We start from the raw sequence: 18,901 nt of genomic DNA on the forward strand, positions 1-18,901 counted from the left end.
ATCATAACACGGTTACTCTATATTTCTTTCTTTTTCTTCTCATAAAAAAAGAAACGAAGTAAAATTATTACCTCGTTTCTTAACATTCGTTATTACACTTTAAACTTACTAATCATCTCTTGTAATTCTTCTGCCATTTGTGATAAATGGACTGCTGCTGCATTTATTTCATCTACTGAAGCTAATTGTTCTTCTGAGGAACCAGCAATATTTTGAACGCTTGCTGCATTTTCTTCAATTGTAGCTGCAATTTCATTAATAGATGCACTTACTTGTTTTGCATCTACCGTCATTTGTTTTGCTACATCTACCATGCTATCAATTTGTAAAACTGTATCATTTGTAGACTTCAATATTTCGACAAAGCTTTGCTTCGTTTCATTTGCAACTACAAGTCCTGATTGTACTTCTGCTCCAACTTGATTCATAGAGCTTACTGTTTCTTTTATATCAAATTGAATCTCTTTCACTAGTTTCCCAATTTCCGTAGAAGACTGTCCTGATTGTTCTGCTAGCTTTCGCACTTCATCTGCTACAATTGCAAATCCTCTACCTTGCTCTCCAGCTCTCGCAGCCTCAATTGCCGCATTTAACGCTAATAAATTTGTCTGTTCTGCAATATGTTGAATTACTTCAAGGATTGCTCCAATTTGTTTCGACTTATCGTCTAACAAACCAATGATTTTGTCTGACTGTGAAACAGACTCATGAATTAATTGCATTTGATTCACAGTTTGTTCAACTAACTTCCCACCATTTTCAGCTTTTTTCTTCGTATACATAGAGGCTGTAGATACTAATGAAGAACTATCTGCAACACGCTGAATTCCTTCTGTAACTTCTTCTAACAATGTTGCTCCTTCTTCAACTTCTTTCGTTTGTATTTCTGCACCACTTGATACTTGCTCTATAGCCTGTGTAATTTGTTCCGTTGCTTCGCTTGTCTGCTTCATACTAGCTGTTAATTCTTCTGAAGATGCCGCTACATGACTTGCTGAAGTGTTTATATTGGAAATGACACTTTGTAACGATGCGGCCATCTCGTTAAAACTTTCTCCTAGCTGTCCAATTTCATCTTTAGAATGAACTGTAATTGATTCTGTTAAATCACCTTCACTAATCTTCTTCGATGATATGACAAGTTGTTTTAATGGTTTAATAATAGACGCAATTATGAAGTAAATTACAATCCCACCGATTATTAGTGAAATTCCAAGAACAGTTATTGTTTTATAGAAAATAGGTTCAGCCGCTTCGATAATTTCTTTGGAAGGCATAATTCCTGCTATTTTCCATCCAGTTTTCTTATTCGTTTTAAAAGTGATATTGCGATCTTCACCATCTAATGAATAATGAAAATCCCCAGCTTCCTGTTTATACAATTCTTTACTAAGTTTCTCTTCTAATTTCTCTCCTGGCTTCATTTTCGGGTGCGCTACTACATTTTTATCTTGATCAAATATCGCTACATATCCTTCCTTACCGATATTAACCATCTTGGAAGTAGTAACGATATCATTAATGATTAAGTCAATCCCAAGAACTCCACTTTTATCCTCGTTTTGTTTTGCTAGTGTAATAACAATATTGCCTGTCGTTTTTGACTTATATGGAGCAGTTACAATTACTTCTCCGCTTTTCTTCACTGCCTCTTTATACCAATCTCTTTCTGTAGGATTATATCCATCTGGCATCTGAATAACTGGTGATTGAATGAACTGTCCATTACTAGATCCTGTATAGATTGCTTCCATTTCTGGATGCAGTTTATTGTATTCTTCTAGTTTATTTTGTATGTTTTGAATTTGATCTGCTTGGTAACTTGATTGTGTAAATAATTTCGTAAAATAAGTTGCATCTATTTTTTTACTATCCAATTCCTTATTAATTACATTATCCAAAATTTTTATATTATCTTTCGCCGAGTTTAAAATTGTTTCATTAAAATTCGTCTTCGCCTGTTGATAAGACGTCCAACCAATTACAATACTTGGAAGAATTAAAATAATAATAAATGATACAAGTAACTTTGTTTTTAAACTACTACTCCTTAATTTCCCTTGAAACATACTTCTACCCCTCCATACCGTTTTAAATGTAATTAATTAACATTTAATCTTTCTATAAAAATAATACGATTTAAATGTATCGATGAGACTCTCTATCTTTTTATACATCTAAAGAATTGATACATATCTTTTTCATTCTATATAAATTAAATAATTAAAACAATGTATAAAAATGTATATTATTCGAAATATTATAATTCATAGGAGAACCTCTAGTATTTCACTTACTAGAGGTTCTTTCCACCTTACTATTCTTTATCTTTATCTTTTTCTACTTCTTTTTTCTCATCTTCTACTACAGATACAACAGGTTTATCACTTGATAATTGTTGTACCGCTCCTTTTCCTGCAAATCCTTCTAATAGCTCTTTTAAGTCAATGCCAGAAGAAGCTTTTAACGTTTCTTGCATCGTTGCCATTAAATCAGTCGCATAACCCGCAACTTTTCCGGCCCCGCTATTTTTACCACCGCCGCCTGTATCGACAACTGTGATTTTATCAATATTACTAAGCGGACTTGCAAGTTCCTTCGCATAACTTGGAAGCATTTTAAGAACCATATCCATAATTGCCGCTTGACCATATAATTCAAATGCTTCTGCGATTTTTTGTTTCGCTTCTGCTTCTGCTAAACCTTTTAATCTAATAACATCTGCCTCTGCTGTACCTTGCGCTTTTTGTACTTCCGCTTTCGCTTGACCTTGTGCTTTTTCAATTTCCGCCTTCGCTAAACCTTCTACACGTACTTCTTCTGCACGTGCTCTCGCTTCTGCTTCAATCTTATATTGATCCGCATCGGCTTTTTTAATTTGTTTTACTTTTTCTGCTTCCGCTGATTGCTCAACAGCATAGCGATCTGCATCGGCTTTTTTCTTAACTTCTGCATCATATTGCTTTTCACGACGCGCAATTTCTTTTTCTTCTAACTCAATTTGCTTTTCACGCTCAATGATTTTAACGCGCATTTGCTCTTCTGTAACACCTTGTTGTGCTTTCGCTTGTTGTAATTCGTAAGAAAGATCCGCATCTGCACGCGCTTGTTCTTGTTCTCTCTTATAAGACTGTACTTTTAATTCTTTATGTTTTTCAGCTTCAGCGATTTGTGCATCACGTTGATATTCTGCTTCTTTTGCCTCTTTTTCAGCACGTGCTTTTTCAATACGTGCTTCTTTTTCACGCTCTGCATTCGCAATTGTTGCATCACGCTTAACTGTCGCAATTTGCGGCTGACCAAGCGCATCTAAGTATCCGTTTTTATCCATTATTTCTTTAATTGTGAAAGAAACAATGCGAAGTCCCATCTTCTTTAAATCTGTAGACGCTACTTCATGTACCTTTTGAGCAAATTGCTCTCTATTACTATACGCATCTTCTACTGTCATAGAAGATAAGATAGCACGGAGATGCCCTTCTAAAACTTCTTTTGCTTCTATTTTTAACTCTTCTGTTTCTTTTCCTAAATATTGTTCAGCTGCTGTGGAAACTTCTTCAATTGTTGATCCCACTTTAATAATAGAAACACCGTTTACTGTGATCGGTACACCTTGTTTCGTATACGTATCACGTGTACCAACTTCTAATTTATAGTTTAATAAGCTTAAAGGCTCTGCTCTTTGCATAATTGGAACTACGAAAGTACCGCCCCCGCGAATAATCTTAATCTTCTTTCCATCATCAGTGGTAACTACATTCTTTCCTCCACCAAGCCAGTTCCCTGTAACAATTAACGCTTCATCCGGACCAACCGTACGATACTTCGTAATAAATACTAAAATGAGTAGAATTAAAATTGCGAGTAAAACTCCACCGATAATTAATGGAATCGTCATGTAAATTCCCCCTTATAATTTTGGTTTCTTTAAAGAATAAGCGATGTTTTGTACAAGTAAAACACCATCTTGGACTCCCTCGATAATAACCTCTGTTCCTTGCGAAATATCTTTTTTTCCAACAGTTTTAGCTGGGATTGCATTACTTCCAAATTGGGATGAAATTAATACTTCACCAAATCCTTCTGTAGGAATTGTCGTAATGACTTCTCCTTTACAACCGATAAATTCATCCATACGTTGTACGGTATTTTGTTCTGCTTCTGCAATCGGTTTTAAAATTAGTATTTTCATGATGAAAACACCGATAAAAGATATAGCAAATGCAGCCCCCAAAATAAGAATGCTATTAAAGGAAAATAAATATTCTCCTATATAACTAAGTCCACATAACATGGCGAAAAAACTAAGTAATAAAGTAACAACGGATACAGATCCGCCCCCAAAACTAAATATCGATTCAAATATATCTCCAAAAAAGATATAAATAACAGTGAGTATAGTAGCAATAATAAATCCATATAAATAAATTGTTTCAAGTGGATAACCAAACAAAGCCATTTCTTATCCCCCTCTCTTAAACAATCCCTTTTTTGTTATGTGTATGCCCCACCTCTTTCAAAGATTATCGTTCTTAATTTTCAGTTATTTCCCTTTTAAATAAAAGCCTGTAAGACAGGCCTCTAAAAAAGAACAGGAGAAACCTATTGTGACAGGCTCCTCCTAGAAAATAACCGATATATTATATATCTATATAATATACTATTTTCCACAAAAAGTAAAGTTAAACATACATTGGAAAAGCGCTTATTTTACTGACAATTCGTATGTTCCATCGCCATTATCATATTTATATACATACAAGTAATACTTACCTGGTTTTGCATTAAATTTTGCTTCTATATGATTCCCATTAGCTTGACCGTAAGCCGCATAATTTTGCATATCTGATTCATGGTGAAGTACCCATGTCATCCCAATTCCATACTCATTTAAAACAGAAATGTCGATATCTTTCGCTGATGCTACATTAAATGTATAAACATCAGTGTGGTCCCCGCCAATAAGACCACCTTTTATCTTACTATTTAGCTCGATACGATTTGCTTCCTCTGGACGATTATTTGGTTCTGATTCTGTTAAACTTCCATCTTTAATCGTAACAGTTGTTTCGCTTCTGCTCTCTTTTCCTTTATCGTCTTTTACTCTTAACGATACTTTATAAGAACCTTCTTTTTCATATACATGTACTGGATTCACTTCTGCACTTGTGCTTCCATCTCCAAGTTCCCATAAATAAGAAACAATTTTTCCATCTTCATCGTTTGAACCATCACTTTTAAATTGAATTCCCTCTTTTACAAGCCCATTATAAGGGCCATTTATATTAACTGTTGGAGCTTTATTTTCTCCATCATCTTTCGCAATTCCATGGAAGACTACATCATATTCAAATTCATTTGAACTATTCACACGATAATTAACGAAGTAAGCTGTAACAGTTTTGTAGCCACTCCATTCTTTTTGCGCCAATTGTTCTAAAGATTCATTTACTCTTTTACTCATCGCTTTCCAATCTTCTGATTCACCTTTTGTGACACTTCCTGTATACGTACCTTCTAATGTAAATGTATTAAAGAATTGAGAATTATGTTTTGTCATTTTTGTATCTTTCATAGGCAACGTATCACTAATTTCTTTCTTCACCACTGTTAATGACTTTGTTGCATGTTCAGCTAAATAATCATCAGCTACTTCTGGTACAGTGTATGTATCTTGATTATCAATTAACTGCTGCATATACTCTTGATACTCTTTATTTAACTTAGGATCTTTACTTAGATTTTCACGATATGCATCATAATTTTTCACGTCATTCGCACGAATCAAATCTTGAATTTTATCAAATGTTTCAAACTGATGCGTATATAAGTAAGACTGCAATGCGAACGAGTAATTATAGAAATCCCAAGAACCGTATTTAGCAAATAGTGTACGCTCTGCTGTATAACGGCTTGCAGGATCAGATGATAATCCGCTAATTATACTCTTTCTTGGTACAACGTTATTCGTACGAGTAGATCCTGCGAAAAACTCTGCATTTCCTTCTTGGAACCAAGTTAACCTTTCATTTTGATACATATCTCCTCTTCCAAATAGACCTGGTACTTCATATCTTCCTTGCAGGTAATGAGTAAATTCATGACGGAATAACTCTTCTAAACTATAAATACTTTGCTCTGGTGTACGCTCATATGTAAAGAATGTACCTGTCTCTTCAATATAAATTCCACCATTGTTTGTTTCATATCCATACAATTGTCTATTTAACTGATATTCATCTGGACTATTATAAATTACAATCGTTAATACATCATCCGCATTTCCTGGCTCTAACGCTTTGTCATTTCCAATTACACGATGATACTGTGCCTTTACTTCCTTCGCAGCCCAATATAGTCTCTTAATTTTTTCTTCTGATACTTTATCTCCTGTTTTGAACACAATTGATCCATCGTCGAATGTATACGTTTTTGGTAAGTATTGCTCTTTTCCTTCTTTACGTATTTTCTCTAAATCTACTGTATTCCCGCTATAATCTTTACCATTATAATTTGTTGTAATTTGTTCTACCGCAACAAAATACGGTTCACTTAAGCGCGGGCACATATGCATTGCTTGTGTAACAACCTCTAATCCTTTATTTGGATTGCTATGAAACTTCCCTAAACGGCTAGCAAAATAAATGCCATTATTAACGAGCCATTTATTTTCTGGCGTTACTTCATTTAGAAGAGCAATACGATTTATTTCATTAATAAACCCATCTACTTTTCCATACCACATCGTTTCATTCGCTTCTTTACGAGCCTCAGTTAAGTACGACTGTATATCATAGTCAATACCTTGCATAATATCGTATATTGCTTGTCCCTTCATTCGATCATTTACATAAGTAGTATAATTATCATTGTATTGCTTTAAAATATTCGATGCGTATTGAACCGTTTCAACATCGCTTGAAGCATTACTAATTAATTTACCGTATGCAGATACGACTGTATCTTGTTCAACTGTACCAAGCTTAAAGTTTGGATTTTTTGCGATTGCTTTTAAAGCAGGTAAACATTTATCCTGGAAGCTTCTTTCATTTAAGTCGCTTAATTCACTATTATAAAATGCAAGATAAAAAGCTGAACGCAACACTTCAGTAAACGTTTGAATTCCTTTTGAATCATCTTTCGTAAATGTACTACCTCTATGAGCTAATTCATCTATAATGGCTTGCATTTTTCCTTTATCTTTATAAAAAGCCTTTGCATCTTCATTAAACTGAAATAAGTCTGTAATTTGGTGCCACTTAATACTGCCTAACGTTTCAACTAATTCTTGATCATTCATTTTGTTTAAATCAGCCATTGAATAGCTTTCTTTAACTTGCTTTACTGCAGTTTTCTTCGTAATAGATGCTGGTCGCTGTGAAAAATCTCCTACTTTTAAACGTTCTTGAAATGATAAAGTTTCATCAACTTTTGAAATATGTCCAACTTCCTCTACCGACTTTTCAATTCCAACCGGTTTCGTTTTCAACACGTTATACGGTACTTTTTCTTCCGCTGCTGCATGAGTTTGAAGTGCCCCTAACGATAAAGCCATTGTACTAATGCTAAGCATCACTTTATTGATCTTTGATTTCTTGTTCATATCCTTGCCCCCTATTTTAATATTCCATTCAAGAATTTAACATAAAATCTGGATGTAACAATATAAAATGCAATATTTCATATTATTTCTTCCTATAATTTGTACATATCGTGAACGCATTGCTCTTTACCTCCCTAAAACAAATTACATCCTTTCACGTTATAAAAAGGGGAATTTTTTGACAATTAAAAACTTAATTGTTATGATTATTATAATTGTTAACTTTATTAAATAAGGGTGGGATTCTATGATAAAAAAAGAAAACAGTGTATTTTATATCTCCTTCTTGCTAACAACATTATTCATTATATGGGGAATTACCCCAGCAAGTTGGATACAAGGCTACGATTTACAAAGTGTTACATCTTCTTTAAACTCATTTATCCTCAATAAATTTGGGTGGTTTTACTCTCTACTTATGACTACAATGATTATTTTGGCTGCTTATTTAGCATTTTCTAAGTACGGTTCTATTCGTCTTGGTAAAGATGGAGAAAAGCCAAAATATAATTATCCATCTTGGCTATCCATGTTGTTTGGGGCAGGAATGGGAATTGGACTCCTCTTTTATGGAATCGCTGAACCGATTTCACATTTTACAGATCCATTAACAGGAAAAGCAGGTACAGAAGAAAGCGCCAAACTCGCTATGCAATATTCATTTTTCCACTGGGGACTCTTTCCGTGGTCACTATACGCAATGGTCGCTTTAACAATTGCATATTTCACATTCCGCAAACAAAAAGGTAGCACTATCGGGGCTACAGTTACTCCATTATTTAATCGATCGAAAAATTCTCGTATCGGAAAAACAGTTGATATTTTAGCTGTTTTAGCCACAGTGTTTGGCATTGTACCATCTGTTGGGATTGGTGCTCAACAAATTGCTGGAGGATTAAGCTATTTATTCCCTTCCATTCATAACACTTTACTTACCCAGCTCGTACTTATAGCTATCTTCGCTATTTTATATTTAACAAGTGCACAAACTGGCTTAGATCGTGGGATTAAATATTTGAGTAACTTGAATTTCTCTCTTGCAGGTATTTTACTCGTCTCCTTTTTATTTTTAGGGCCAACCGTATTTATTATGAAATATTTCACATCTACACTCGGTTCTTATATTGGAGCTTTGCCTAGTATGGGATTAAATTTAGGAGCATTTAATGAAAAATCTTCTTCTTGGATTGAAAACTGGACTATTTTCTATTGGGGATGGTGGATTTCTTGGTCTCCATTCGTCGGTACATTCATCGCTCGTATTTCTAAAGGGCGCACAATAAAAGAATTTATTTTTGGAGTTGTATTAGTCCCGACTCTTATCTGTACATTTTGGTTTGCAGTATTTGGCGGTACCGCTATCCATATGGAAATGTTCCAATCGCTTGGAATAGCTGATGAAATTGCAAAAAATGGTACAGAGATTGGATTATTTGCTGTTATTTCACATCTACCATTCTCTACATTTTTAACGATTATCGGGTTAATTTTAGTAGCCACATTTTTCGTTACTTCTGCTGATTCAGCAACATTTGTTGTTTCAATGCAAACGAGTAACGGAAGCTTATCACCGAAAAATAGTTTAAAACTTATATGGGGATTAACAATCGCGATAATTGCCGCTATTTTATTACAAGCTGGAGGATTAAATGCACTGCAAATAGCAGCTATAATTGCTGCGCTACCATTTTCTATCGTAGTCGTTCTTATGGTTATTTCACTCTTTAAGGAGCTTCGAAAAGAAGATGTTAATTTACAAGCAAAAGAAGTTCCGCAAAAAATAAAGAAGGTTATGTAACGATTAGCACCTCAAATTACTTCTAAATCCGTAATACCTGAGGGAAAAGTAGATTAATAAAACCCATTCTTATGAAATATAATTTTCATAAGAATGGGTTTTTTACTCTATTATATAGTGTTGTAAACATGCTTTCTCCTCAAAACCTACTTTCTTGTACAACTTCATAGCACCATCATTATTCGGATTCAAACATAGTTCTATCTCTCTCATCCCTTGAAAGGAGAAAATATACTGAATTGCTCCTTGTAATAACCGCTCTCCAACACCTTCTCCATCTATATCCCCCTTAAAAAAGACATTATCATAAGCCTATTTCAAAATGAAACTGCCATGATAATGTCTTCTCAAAAACTTATATAATTATTTTACAATATAATAAGATAAAACGTTATTTACTTCTTAAATAATCTCTTTCTAAATACAAACATACTCAGTGCCGAAAGAACTAATGCTACGCCTGAAAGTAACTTTGATGTATTCGCTTGTCCACCTGTTGCTCCTAATGATTTCTTACTTTCTTCCTGTTTATTAGCAACTGGTTTATTTTCTTTCACAACTTGATTATTCATGTTTTGTTCTTGGACTACTTCGGATGGATTTACTGCTTCTTTTGAACCCTCAATTTCTTTTCCTGTTTCTTTTACCTCCGCTTTCGACTCTTCAACTCCTGTTGTTGGCTCGTCCACTTCTTCTTTCGATCCTTCAACTTCTTTTATTGGTTCTTTCACTTTTTCTTTCAATCCTTCAACTTCTTTTGTTGGTTCTTTCACTTCTTCTTTTGCTTCTTCAACTTCTTTTACCGGCTTTTTTACTTCTTCTTTTGTTTCTTCAACTTCTTTTACCGGTTCTTTCACTTCTTCTTTTGTTTCTTCAACTTCTTTTACCGGTTCTTTTACTTCTTCTTTTGTTTCTTCAACTTCTTTTACCGGTTCTTTCACTTCTTCTTTTGTTTCTTTAACTTCTTTTATCGGTTCTGTCACTTCTTCTTTCGTTTCTTCAACTTCTTTTGTTGGCTCTTTTACTTCTTCTTTCGCTTCTTCAACTTCTTTTGTTGGTTCTGTCACTTCTTCTTTTTCAACTATATTTTGGATTACCGTTCCGTTAAAACTTATGCTAATTTCATAAGAATCTAAATCAAATTTATACACCTTTTTACCTGGGGTACTCCATTTTATTACTCCTTTATTAAACGTCCCTCCCTCACTTGCCAATTGAATATTTTCAATACTTTCTCCTTCTAAATCATATACAGGAACTTGAATTTCTTCGTTTATTTTTGCATCATTTAAAATGATATTTTGTCTTCCCACGTCAATTGTAAACCACTGACCTAATTGTATTAACGGCCTTACATCACGAATCTCATTTCCAGCTAAATTTAAGCTAAATAAGTTTAGCATGGAACCAATAACCGTTACATCTTTAATATGATTGTCCGCAAGATTTAACCACTGTAAATTTTCCAATGAAGATAGTGGTGTTATATCTTCAATTTGATTATGAGATACATTCACATTATTCAATTGTTTCAAGTTTGAGATGAACTCAATATTTTTCAGACCTACTCCTTCTAAAGTGAGTTTTTCTAAGTTCGTCATGTATTCTAAACCTGTTATATCTTTTATCTCATTTCCTTTTTCTTTAAGTATCTCTAATTTTTTAATCTGTAATAAATCTTCTTTTGTGATAGGAGCGTTTAAATTCTCTCTACCTAAATTCTCTTTATTAATATGTTGTTGTAAAGTTTTATCGAGAATTACATTTTGACTTTCTTTTTGTTTTTCAACTATATTCTGTATAACCGTGCCATTAAATCTTATTTTACTTTCAGTAGAATTAGTATCTAGTTTAAATTCATATATTTTTTCTCCAGGACTATTCCATTTTATAAATCCGTTATTCAGAGTAGCCCCCTCACTTTGTAGATTAATATTTTGAAGTGGCTCTCCTTTAAGGTTGTATACTGGGATTTTTATTTCTTCATCTACACTTGCTTCATTTAAAAAGATTTTTTGTCTTTGAATGTCAATTGAAATTCGCTTACCTAATTCCTCAACAGGCCTTACGTCAAAAATTTCATTTGCTCCAAGATTTATCTCATGTAAATTTGTTAAAGTGCTCAACGGCGATATATCAGAGATATAATTCTCTTCTAAATTCAGCACTTGTAAATTTCCTAATTGAGATAGTGATGATATATCTTTTATTTCACTATCAGAAATTTCTAGTTCAATAAGATTACTCATTTTACTAATAGATTCAACATTATTAATTTTATTGTTCCCTATCCATAATAGTTCCACATTATTTAATCGATCAATTCCCGTAAGATCACTGATTTGATTATTTGCTAAGTATAATTGTTTCATAGTTGATAATGTAAATAATGGGTGGATATCTTTAATGTTATTACCGATTAAATCTAATGTTTTAATTTTTTTCATTTTACTTAATGGTGTAAGATCAGAAATTTTATTATCTCTTAAAAAAAGCATATTAATATTCTCTAACTGCTCAATTGGGTGAATACTTTCAATTGAATTAGACGTTAAATCAACGTACTTCAAACCTCTCAATTTCGAGATGGCTGATATGTCTTTTACATTAGACTCTCGTAACGTCAACTTCTCTAAGTTTGTCATATACTCTAAACCAGTTATTTCATTTATTCCTTTACCTGAATAAATGGATAATGTTTTAATTTGTAATAAATCTTTCTTTGTGATTGGCGCATCTACATTATCTCTATTTAAGTTATATTTATTAATATATTTTTGTAATTGCTTATCTAATATTACATTTCCGTTTTCATCTTGTTGCTCCTCTTTATTTTCCTTTTGTTTTTCTGGAACATTGTTCTCTAAATTCAATGTATTTACTTCAAACTGTACTTGGTACTTATTATCATAGGCCATTGTTGGAATATAAATATGCATTCGCATATTATACCTTTTTCCTAATTCCCCTACTTCAAACTGAATCACTTTCGTTCCATTTTTCTTTTTATCTTCTGATATTACTTTCACATCATGAAACACACCTGGAGTATGAATATCCTCTGTTTTCAAGTATTGAAAGAAATCACTATCACTTAACGTTGCTGTTACAATTTTCTTTCCATTCTCAATTGTTAGTTTCGGATCCTTTATATAAACAGCTGCCATAGACTCTTCATTCGTTTTATCTTTATACGCTTTAATAACAGCGTCATATGTACCATCTTCTAAACCTTGTCCAGTTTTATTCGCCTCAATTGCTACTGCCGCTAAAGCAGGTGTTGAATAAACAGCAAACGGAAGTGATAACGCCGCCGCTATAATCATTGCATTTATACGTTTTCTTTTATTTTGTTTCAACTTTACATCTCCTCCAAAATATATAATTCGAAATGTAATCATTTCTCGAATAAATGATAATGATTTTCATTATCATTGTCAACTAGAAAAATAAAAAGTTTACAAAAAAAGAACCTCTTTACAAGAGGTTATGCCATTTTCTCACCTGATTCTTCTCTAAAAAAGCTTTTCATCGCATGAAATACGTCTGCTTTTTGCTTTAAAATATAGTATCTAAAGTTTTCATCTTTAATATTTTTATAGGCTGACATGAGTGTACTATGGCGGTTGTACTGGTTCACTTCCCCATACCCAAACATATTACACTTCTTCATTAATTCTTCCACAAGCTTTACACATCTAGCATTATCTGATGTTAAATTATCACCATCTGAAAAATGGAATGGATAAATATTATAGCGGTCTGGTGAATATTTATTATCGATTAGCTCGAGTGCTTTTTTGTATACGGAGGAGCAGATTGTTCCACCACTTTCTCCTTTTGAAAAGAATTCTTCTTCTGTAACGACTTTCGCTTCTGTATGATGAGCAATAAATTCAATATCAACTGTTTCATACTTTGTGCGTAAAAATCTTGTCATCCAGAAAAAGAAGCTACGTGCCATATACTTCTCCCACATTCCCATCGATCCACTCGTATCCATCATCGCTAAGACAACAGCCTTTGAATCTGGCTTTAATACTTCATTCCAAGTGCGGAACTTTAAATCTTCTTGATGAATTGGATGGAAAGATGCTTTACCACGCATCGCATTTCGTTTATATGCGGATATCATTGTTCGTTTCTTATCGATATTTCCCCATAATCCTGTTTTTCTAATGTCATTAAATTCAACATGTTCAATCCGGTTTTCATCTATTTCTTTTCTCTTTAAATTAGGCAGCTCTAACTCTCTGAAAAACGCTTGCTCTAATTCTAAAATAGAGACTTCAGCTTCATAGTAATCTTCCCCAGCTGCATCTCCTGCTCCTTGCCCTTTTCCTGGCCCTTTTTGTTTTTGACCACCTGATCCATCTCTCGCAACGACATCACCAACTTTGCTGTCACCGTTTCCTTGCCCAACATGTTTATTTTTATCATAATTGTATCTAATCTTATATTCATCTAGAGAACGAATTGGTATTTTTACAACATCCTTGCCATTAGACATAACTATACTTTCTTCTGTTACAAGATCGGGTAAATTATTCTTAATTGCCTCTTGTACTTTTTCTTGATGGCGCTGTTGGTCGTCATATCCTTTGCGATGGAGGGACCAGTTTTCCTGTGAAATCGTATAATTTGGTTGATTTTCTTCGCCCATTCCTTTCCCTCCTTACTGTAATTGTCTTCCTGTATGAACAGCAAGCTACAAATTTTGTTCTGTAATGTGCAAGCTAGAATATTTGAAAGGTAACTGCCCATAGAAAATCATCCCATAAACATTTATAACGTTTTTCATACAATACCCCGAGCATCCTAAACAAAATTTTGCCACTCACATAATAGAAAGAAATATTCAGCCACTGATAAGAAAGAAACACAATGCATTGTTGCACACATTTTTACTTTGCAACATATTGTATTGTGTTGGCTTTTTTCGTATGAATGGTTGGTTACTCTATCATATGCATATTGTAAAAATAATTGACAATAAATTCATGAAATTGCATCTTAATTTATTACATTTGGACAAGGTATGACACTTTACACACATATGAACGGATAATAAAACGCTGTCCCGCAAAATACAAGAGACAGCGTTTTGTTATCAAACTATCGGTTTAATAAGCTACCTACATAGCGTAGTAATTCATTTGCTGAAGAAGAATTATAGCCATGCTCATCAATTAAACGCGCAACAACATCATTGATTTTCTTAAGCTGATTTTCGTCTGGTGTTTTCGTTGATGTTGTAATTTTCACTATATCTTTTAAATCAGCAAATAGTTTTTTCTGAATCGCTTCACGAAGACGTTCATGTGAATTATAGTCAAAGCGTTTTCCTTTACGGGCATAAGCAGAAATGCGAATTAAAATCTCTTCACGGAATGCTTTCTTAGCATTTTCTGAAATTCCAATTTGCTCTTCAATTGAGCGCATTAATTTTTCATCTGGACTCATTTCTTCCCCTGTTAACGGATCACGTAATTTCGATTTATTGCAGTACGCCTCGACGTTATCTAAGTAATTATCCATAAGCGTCTTAGCTGATTCTTCATATGAATAAACAAACGCTTTTTGTACTTCTTTCTTCGCGATTTCATCGTATTCTTTTCTCGCTAATGAGATGAAATTCATATAACGTTCACGGTCTTCATTACTAATCGATGGATGCTGATCCAGCCCATCTTTTAAAGATCTAAGTACATCTAACGCGTTAATAGATGGTACCTCTTTTCGAATGATTGTAGACGAAATTCGGTTAATGACATAACGAGGATCAATACCCTTCATACCTTCATCTTGATATTCGCGTTGTAATTCTTCTACATCAATCGCATTATAACCTTCTACAGTTTCTCCATCATACAAACGCATCTTTTTAATTAAATCAATATCCGGACGCTTCGGATCTTTTAAACGAGTTAAAATAGTGAACATTGCTGCAACGCGAAGTGTATGTGGTGCAATATGAACATTCGACACATCACTTTCACGAATCATTTTTTCATAAATATGTTCTTCTTCACTTACGCGTAAATTATAAGGAACTGGCATTACAATAATTCTTGAGTGTAATGCTTCATTTTTCTTATTTGCTATAAATGAGCGATACTCTGTTTCATTTGTATGCGCTACAATTAATTCATCTGCTGAAATAAGCGCAAATCTTCCCGCTTTGAAATTCCCTTCTTGCGTAAGCGATAATAAGTGCCATAAAAACTTCTCATCGCATTTTAACATCTCTTGGAACTCCATCATTCCTCGGTTTGCCTTATTTAATTCTCCATCAAATCGATACGCACGCGGATCTGATTCTGAACCATATTCTGCAATCGTAGAAAAGTCCAGACTACCTGTTAAATCTGCAATATCCTGTGATTTTGGATCAGATGGGCTAAATGTACCAATCCCTGTACGGCGATCTTCAGAGAAGAAAATACGCTCTACAACTACATCCTCAATTCTTGATCCGTATTCTTGCTCTAGACGCATGACATTTAGTGGTGATAAATTCCCTTCAATTCTAACTCCATACTCATCAAAGAAATCATCTCGTAAATGATGTGGAATTAAATGCAGTGGATCCTCATGCATTGGGCATCCTTTAATTGCAAAAATTGCTCCGCGATCTGTTCTTGAATATGCTTCTAATCCTCGTTTCAACATCGTAACTAACGTTGATTTCCCTCCACTAACAGGACCCATTAATAATAAAATTCTTTTTCTAACATCTAATCGTTTTGCAGATGGATGAAAATATTCCTCTACAAGACGTTCTAGAGCATCCTCTAATCCAAAGAGCTGATTACTAAAGAAGTTATACTTTCTTCTACCATCAACTTCTTCAATTCCGGCATCTTTTATCATATTGTAAATGCGAGAGTGTGCTGTTTGAGCCACCCATGGTCTTTCTTTCACAAGCTCCAAATACTCCGCAAACGTACCTTCCCATTGTAAACGTTCTTCTGCTGCTCGATGCTGTTCAATCTTTTTTAGAATATCCATTATAGCTCCTCCCCCATCTCCTTGTTCAATCGGATTATTATAAAAGGTATGCTAGGATGTCCTTAAACATTCTTTAAATCAAAACGAAATATATAATAGCACGCTAAAATTCTCTCCAAAATTCAAAGAAAATTCTGTATAATATAGGTATTAACGTTTTTACACTGCTATTCATTATAAATAAATTCTTTTCTTCTAAGAGCCTTACATACATTTTGGGTAATAAATAAAACTCGTGAACCGAAAAAAGTAAGGAGGATATTAGTATGAAATTATTATTAATTTTAGGTGTATCACTCACATTTCTTACAGCTATTTTTACATCCGGTTACAATGACAAACCAGGTACACATAAAAAATGATGTGCTTTTAGCACATCATTTTTTTATGCATTATTTATAATACATATTTTCCATATCATATTTGGATAGTGGTCGGCTATAATAATAACCTTGTACAAGCTTCACATTCTTTTCTTTCAAAAACTGTATTTGCTCCTTTTTTTCTACTCCCTCTGCAATTACATTCAATTCTAAAGTATGAGCTAAATGAATAATTGCAGCTGTAATATTCGTATCACGTTCATCTATATGTATACCTTCCATAAAAGAACGATCAATTTTTAAAGTATCAATTGGATATGTTTTTAAGTAACTTAAAGATGAATAGCCTGTTCCAAAATCATCTAAATGAATCTTTAAATTTTGTTCTTTTAATTGTAGTAACACTCTCTTCGATATATCTTTATGTATAAGAGCTCCTTCTGTAACCTCTATCGCTAATAAATAAGCTGGTACATTGTACTTATTTAAAGCCCGTGTAATCATCTCTATTAATGTAATAGAGCGAAAGTGTCTAGCTGAAATATTAACTGCAATTGGGACCACTTCATATCCTTTATTTAACCATTCGCGCAGTTGCTGACACACTTGATTTACTACCCATTCATCGAGCTTAATAATAAATCCTGTTCTTTCTGCCAACGGAATAAATTGGTTTGGAGAAACAAATCCTAATTCCTTATTCTCCCACCTTATTAAAGCTTCCATACTAGCTATTTTTTTCGTTTCAATATTAATTTGTGGCTGATAATATAAGAAAAACTCGTTTTTTTCTATAGCACGATGTAACTGGTTTTCTATTATAAACCTTTGTTCACGCTCACAGTCTAATCCACTACAATAAAAATGATAATGTCCTTTTCCTTTGTCTTTTGCTCTTTCTAAAGCAGCATCGACTCTCTGAAATAGTATTTTTTCATCTTCTCCATCTGCTGGAGCCATTACAATTCCAATTGACGCACTTAAATATACATCTTCTTTCTCGATTACAAAATATTCACTAATATTTTTCAGTATGCTTTTTGCAACTTCCTCTACACATTCTTTCGTTATATTTTCTATCAACATAACAAATTGATCATCGTGTTCTCTAAATAAGTGCATACCTTCTATTTTTAGATTGCTTAAACATTCTGTAACTTTTTGTAATACATTATCTCCCTCTTTATGACCAAATGTATCATTAATAAGATGAAACTCATCCAAATCTATAAATACAAGCGCAAAATTTATACTCTCATTTAAAAAAGTATTTAACTTATTTGTACATGAAATTCTATTCATTAATCCCGTTAACTGGTCATAGTAAGCTAAATATTCTGTTCGCATTTCATTTAATACTTGCCTTGTAACATCTCTCGTAACGATATACACTCCAACAATTTCACCGTTCACAATAATCGGGATAGTTCTCAAAGAAATATATAGCTCGTACCCTTCTTTATGAACATATTTCTTTGAAACAATTTGTTTTGCTTTTCCTTGCATCGATCCCTTAAATATAATTTGAAAATCTTTTTCATATTCTTTATTAATAAATTCAAAAATAAATTTATTATTTAATTCCTCATACCGGTATCCAAATATTTCATACGTTGCCGGATTTGCATATGTAACTCTCCCTATAGAATCTATAGATATAATTGAGTCATTATTATATTCCAGTAACGACTTAAATAACATTTGTTTTTCCTCTATCTCTGTCTTCTCCTCAATTTGAGCTGTAATATCTCTTGTAATACAAATAACAAATTGACATATTCCTTCTTCATCGCAGACAGGATTAAGTGAAGATTCATAATGTATCTCACCTTTTGGTAATTTGACTACATCACAAAAAGTGTGTGCTTTCGCTTCTCTCACTACTTTTTCATATTGCCTTTGCAATATCCCCGCTATATCTTTTGGTAATACTTCTGCAAAAGTTTTTCCATAGCACTCTTCACTTAACCTAGCATAATCCATTCCTATTTTATTCACATACATATATTTAAACGTTTCATCATCAATAACTTTCAATATAAATACTAAATCTTGAATAGCATGTAATAACCCTTGTCTAATTAAATCCATATCTATCATACTTAAAAAGGTATTTTGATTACTATATTCTTCCTTCATATTTATCTCAACCCGTCTTATCTATTT

Annotated in this window: 9 protein-coding genes and 2 pseudogenes; 1 reads left to right on the top strand and 10 read right to left on the bottom strand. The window is 33.3% G+C overall.

Annotated features, from left to right (window positions below; translation table 11 throughout):
- Nucleotides 1-92: 92 nt before the first annotated feature.
- The 5 genes and pseudogenes from ACTJJY_RS14010 to colA form a co-directional block, all read right to left on the bottom strand.
- Nucleotides 93-1,040 carry a methyl-accepting chemotaxis protein gene (locus tag ACTJJY_RS14010; RefSeq protein WP_423249892.1) on the bottom strand — a complete coding sequence of 316 codons (948 nt, stop codon included), beginning with the start codon at nt 1,038-1,040 and terminating at the stop codon, nt 93-95.
- Nucleotides 1,035-2,069 (bottom strand): annotated as a pseudogene (locus tag ACTJJY_RS14015) (HAMP domain-containing protein); the annotation flags it as partial. The pseudogene ACTJJY_RS14015 and the gene ACTJJY_RS14010, both read right to left, overlap by 6 nt.
- Nucleotides 2,070-2,317: 248 nt before the next feature.
- Nucleotides 2,318-3,898, bottom strand: a complete 1,581-nt coding sequence (locus ACTJJY_RS14020) for a flotillin family protein (protein ID WP_098379449.1) — start codon at nt 3,896-3,898, stop codon at nt 2,318-2,320.
- Between the two features lie 12 nt (nt 3,899-3,910).
- Entirely contained in the window at nt 3,911-4,459 is a 549-nt protein-coding gene (locus tag ACTJJY_RS14025; RefSeq protein ID WP_440605761.1) for an NfeD family protein, read from the bottom strand.
- Between the two features lie 246 nt (nt 4,460-4,705).
- A complete protein-coding gene (gene colA / locus ACTJJY_RS14030; protein WP_440605762.1) occupies nt 4,706-7,603 on the bottom strand; it encodes a collagenase ColA in 2,898 nt (965 codons plus the stop codon).
- Nucleotides 7,604-7,850: 247 nt separating this feature from the next.
- Between colA and opuD the strand changes: the two genes are divergently transcribed.
- A complete protein-coding gene (opuD, locus tag ACTJJY_RS14035; protein ID WP_440605763.1) occupies nt 7,851-9,401 on the top strand; it encodes a glycine betaine transporter OpuD in 1,551 nt (516 codons plus the stop codon).
- A 102-nt stretch (nt 9,402-9,503) separates the two neighbouring features.
- Here the strand turns inward: opuD and ACTJJY_RS14040 are convergent.
- From ACTJJY_RS14040 to ACTJJY_RS14060, 5 genes and pseudogenes are all read right to left on the bottom strand, one after another.
- Nucleotides 9,504-9,674 (bottom strand): annotated as a pseudogene (locus ACTJJY_RS14040) (GNAT family N-acetyltransferase); the annotation flags it as partial.
- A 122-nt stretch (nt 9,675-9,796) separates the two neighbouring features.
- Nucleotides 9,797-12,760, bottom strand: a complete 2,964-nt coding sequence (locus ACTJJY_RS14045) for a leucine-rich repeat domain-containing protein (RefSeq protein WP_440605764.1) — start codon at nt 12,758-12,760, stop codon at nt 9,797-9,799.
- Nucleotides 12,761-12,888: 128 nt separating this feature from the next.
- The gene (gene yhbH / locus ACTJJY_RS14050; RefSeq protein ID WP_000503516.1) at nt 12,889-14,064 is read right to left on the bottom strand and encodes a sporulation protein YhbH; all 1,176 of its coding nucleotides are present in this window, start codon (nt 14,062-14,064) and stop codon (nt 12,889-12,891) included.
- Nucleotides 14,065-14,516: 452 nt separating this feature from the next.
- Nucleotides 14,517-16,412, bottom strand: coding sequence for a PrkA family serine protein kinase (locus ACTJJY_RS14055; RefSeq protein WP_377825923.1), 1,896 nt, complete (start codon nt 16,410-16,412; stop codon nt 14,517-14,519).
- A 392-nt stretch (nt 16,413-16,804) separates the two neighbouring features.
- Nucleotides 16,805-18,874 (bottom strand): sensor domain-containing protein, encoded by a 2,070-nt coding sequence (locus ACTJJY_RS14060; RefSeq protein WP_440605765.1) that lies wholly within the window; start codon nt 18,872-18,874, stop codon nt 16,805-16,807.
- Nucleotides 18,875-18,901: the final 27 nt, after the last annotated feature.

Origin of the sequence: Bacillus sp. 22475 (genome assembly GCF_052044835.1) — a bacterium.
Taxonomy (GTDB): domain Bacteria; phylum Bacillota; class Bacilli; order Bacillales; family Bacillaceae_G; genus Bacillus_A; species Bacillus_A cereus.

Bases quoted from the DNA above. Each gene is read 5' to 3' on its own strand.
- ACTJJY_RS14025 (WP_440605761.1), bottom strand. From the start codon at position 4,459: ATGGCTTTGTTTGGTTATCCACTTGAAACAATTTATTTATATGGATTT.
- colA (WP_440605762.1), bottom strand. From the start codon at position 7,603: ATGAACAAGAAATCAAAGATCAATAAAGTGATGCTTAGCATTAGTACA.
- yhbH (WP_000503516.1), bottom strand. From the start codon at position 14,064: ATGGGCGAAGAAAATCAACCAAATTATACGATTTCACAGGAAAACTGG.
- ACTJJY_RS14060 (WP_440605765.1), bottom strand. From the start codon at position 18,874: ATGAAGGAAGAATATAGTAATCAAAATACCTTTTTAAGTATGATAGAT.
- opuD (WP_440605763.1), top strand. From the start codon at position 7,851: ATGATAAAAAAAGAAAACAGTGTATTTTATATCTCCTTCTTGCTAACA.
- ACTJJY_RS14055 (WP_377825923.1), bottom strand. From the start codon at position 16,412: ATGGATATTCTAAAAAAGATTGAACAGCATCGAGCAGCAGAAGAACGT.
- ACTJJY_RS14010 (WP_423249892.1), bottom strand. From the start codon at position 1,040: ATGGCCGCATCGTTACAAAGTGTCATTTCCAATATAAACACTTCAGCA.
- ACTJJY_RS14020 (WP_098379449.1), bottom strand. From the start codon at position 3,898: ATGACGATTCCATTAATTATCGGTGGAGTTTTACTCGCAATTTTAATT.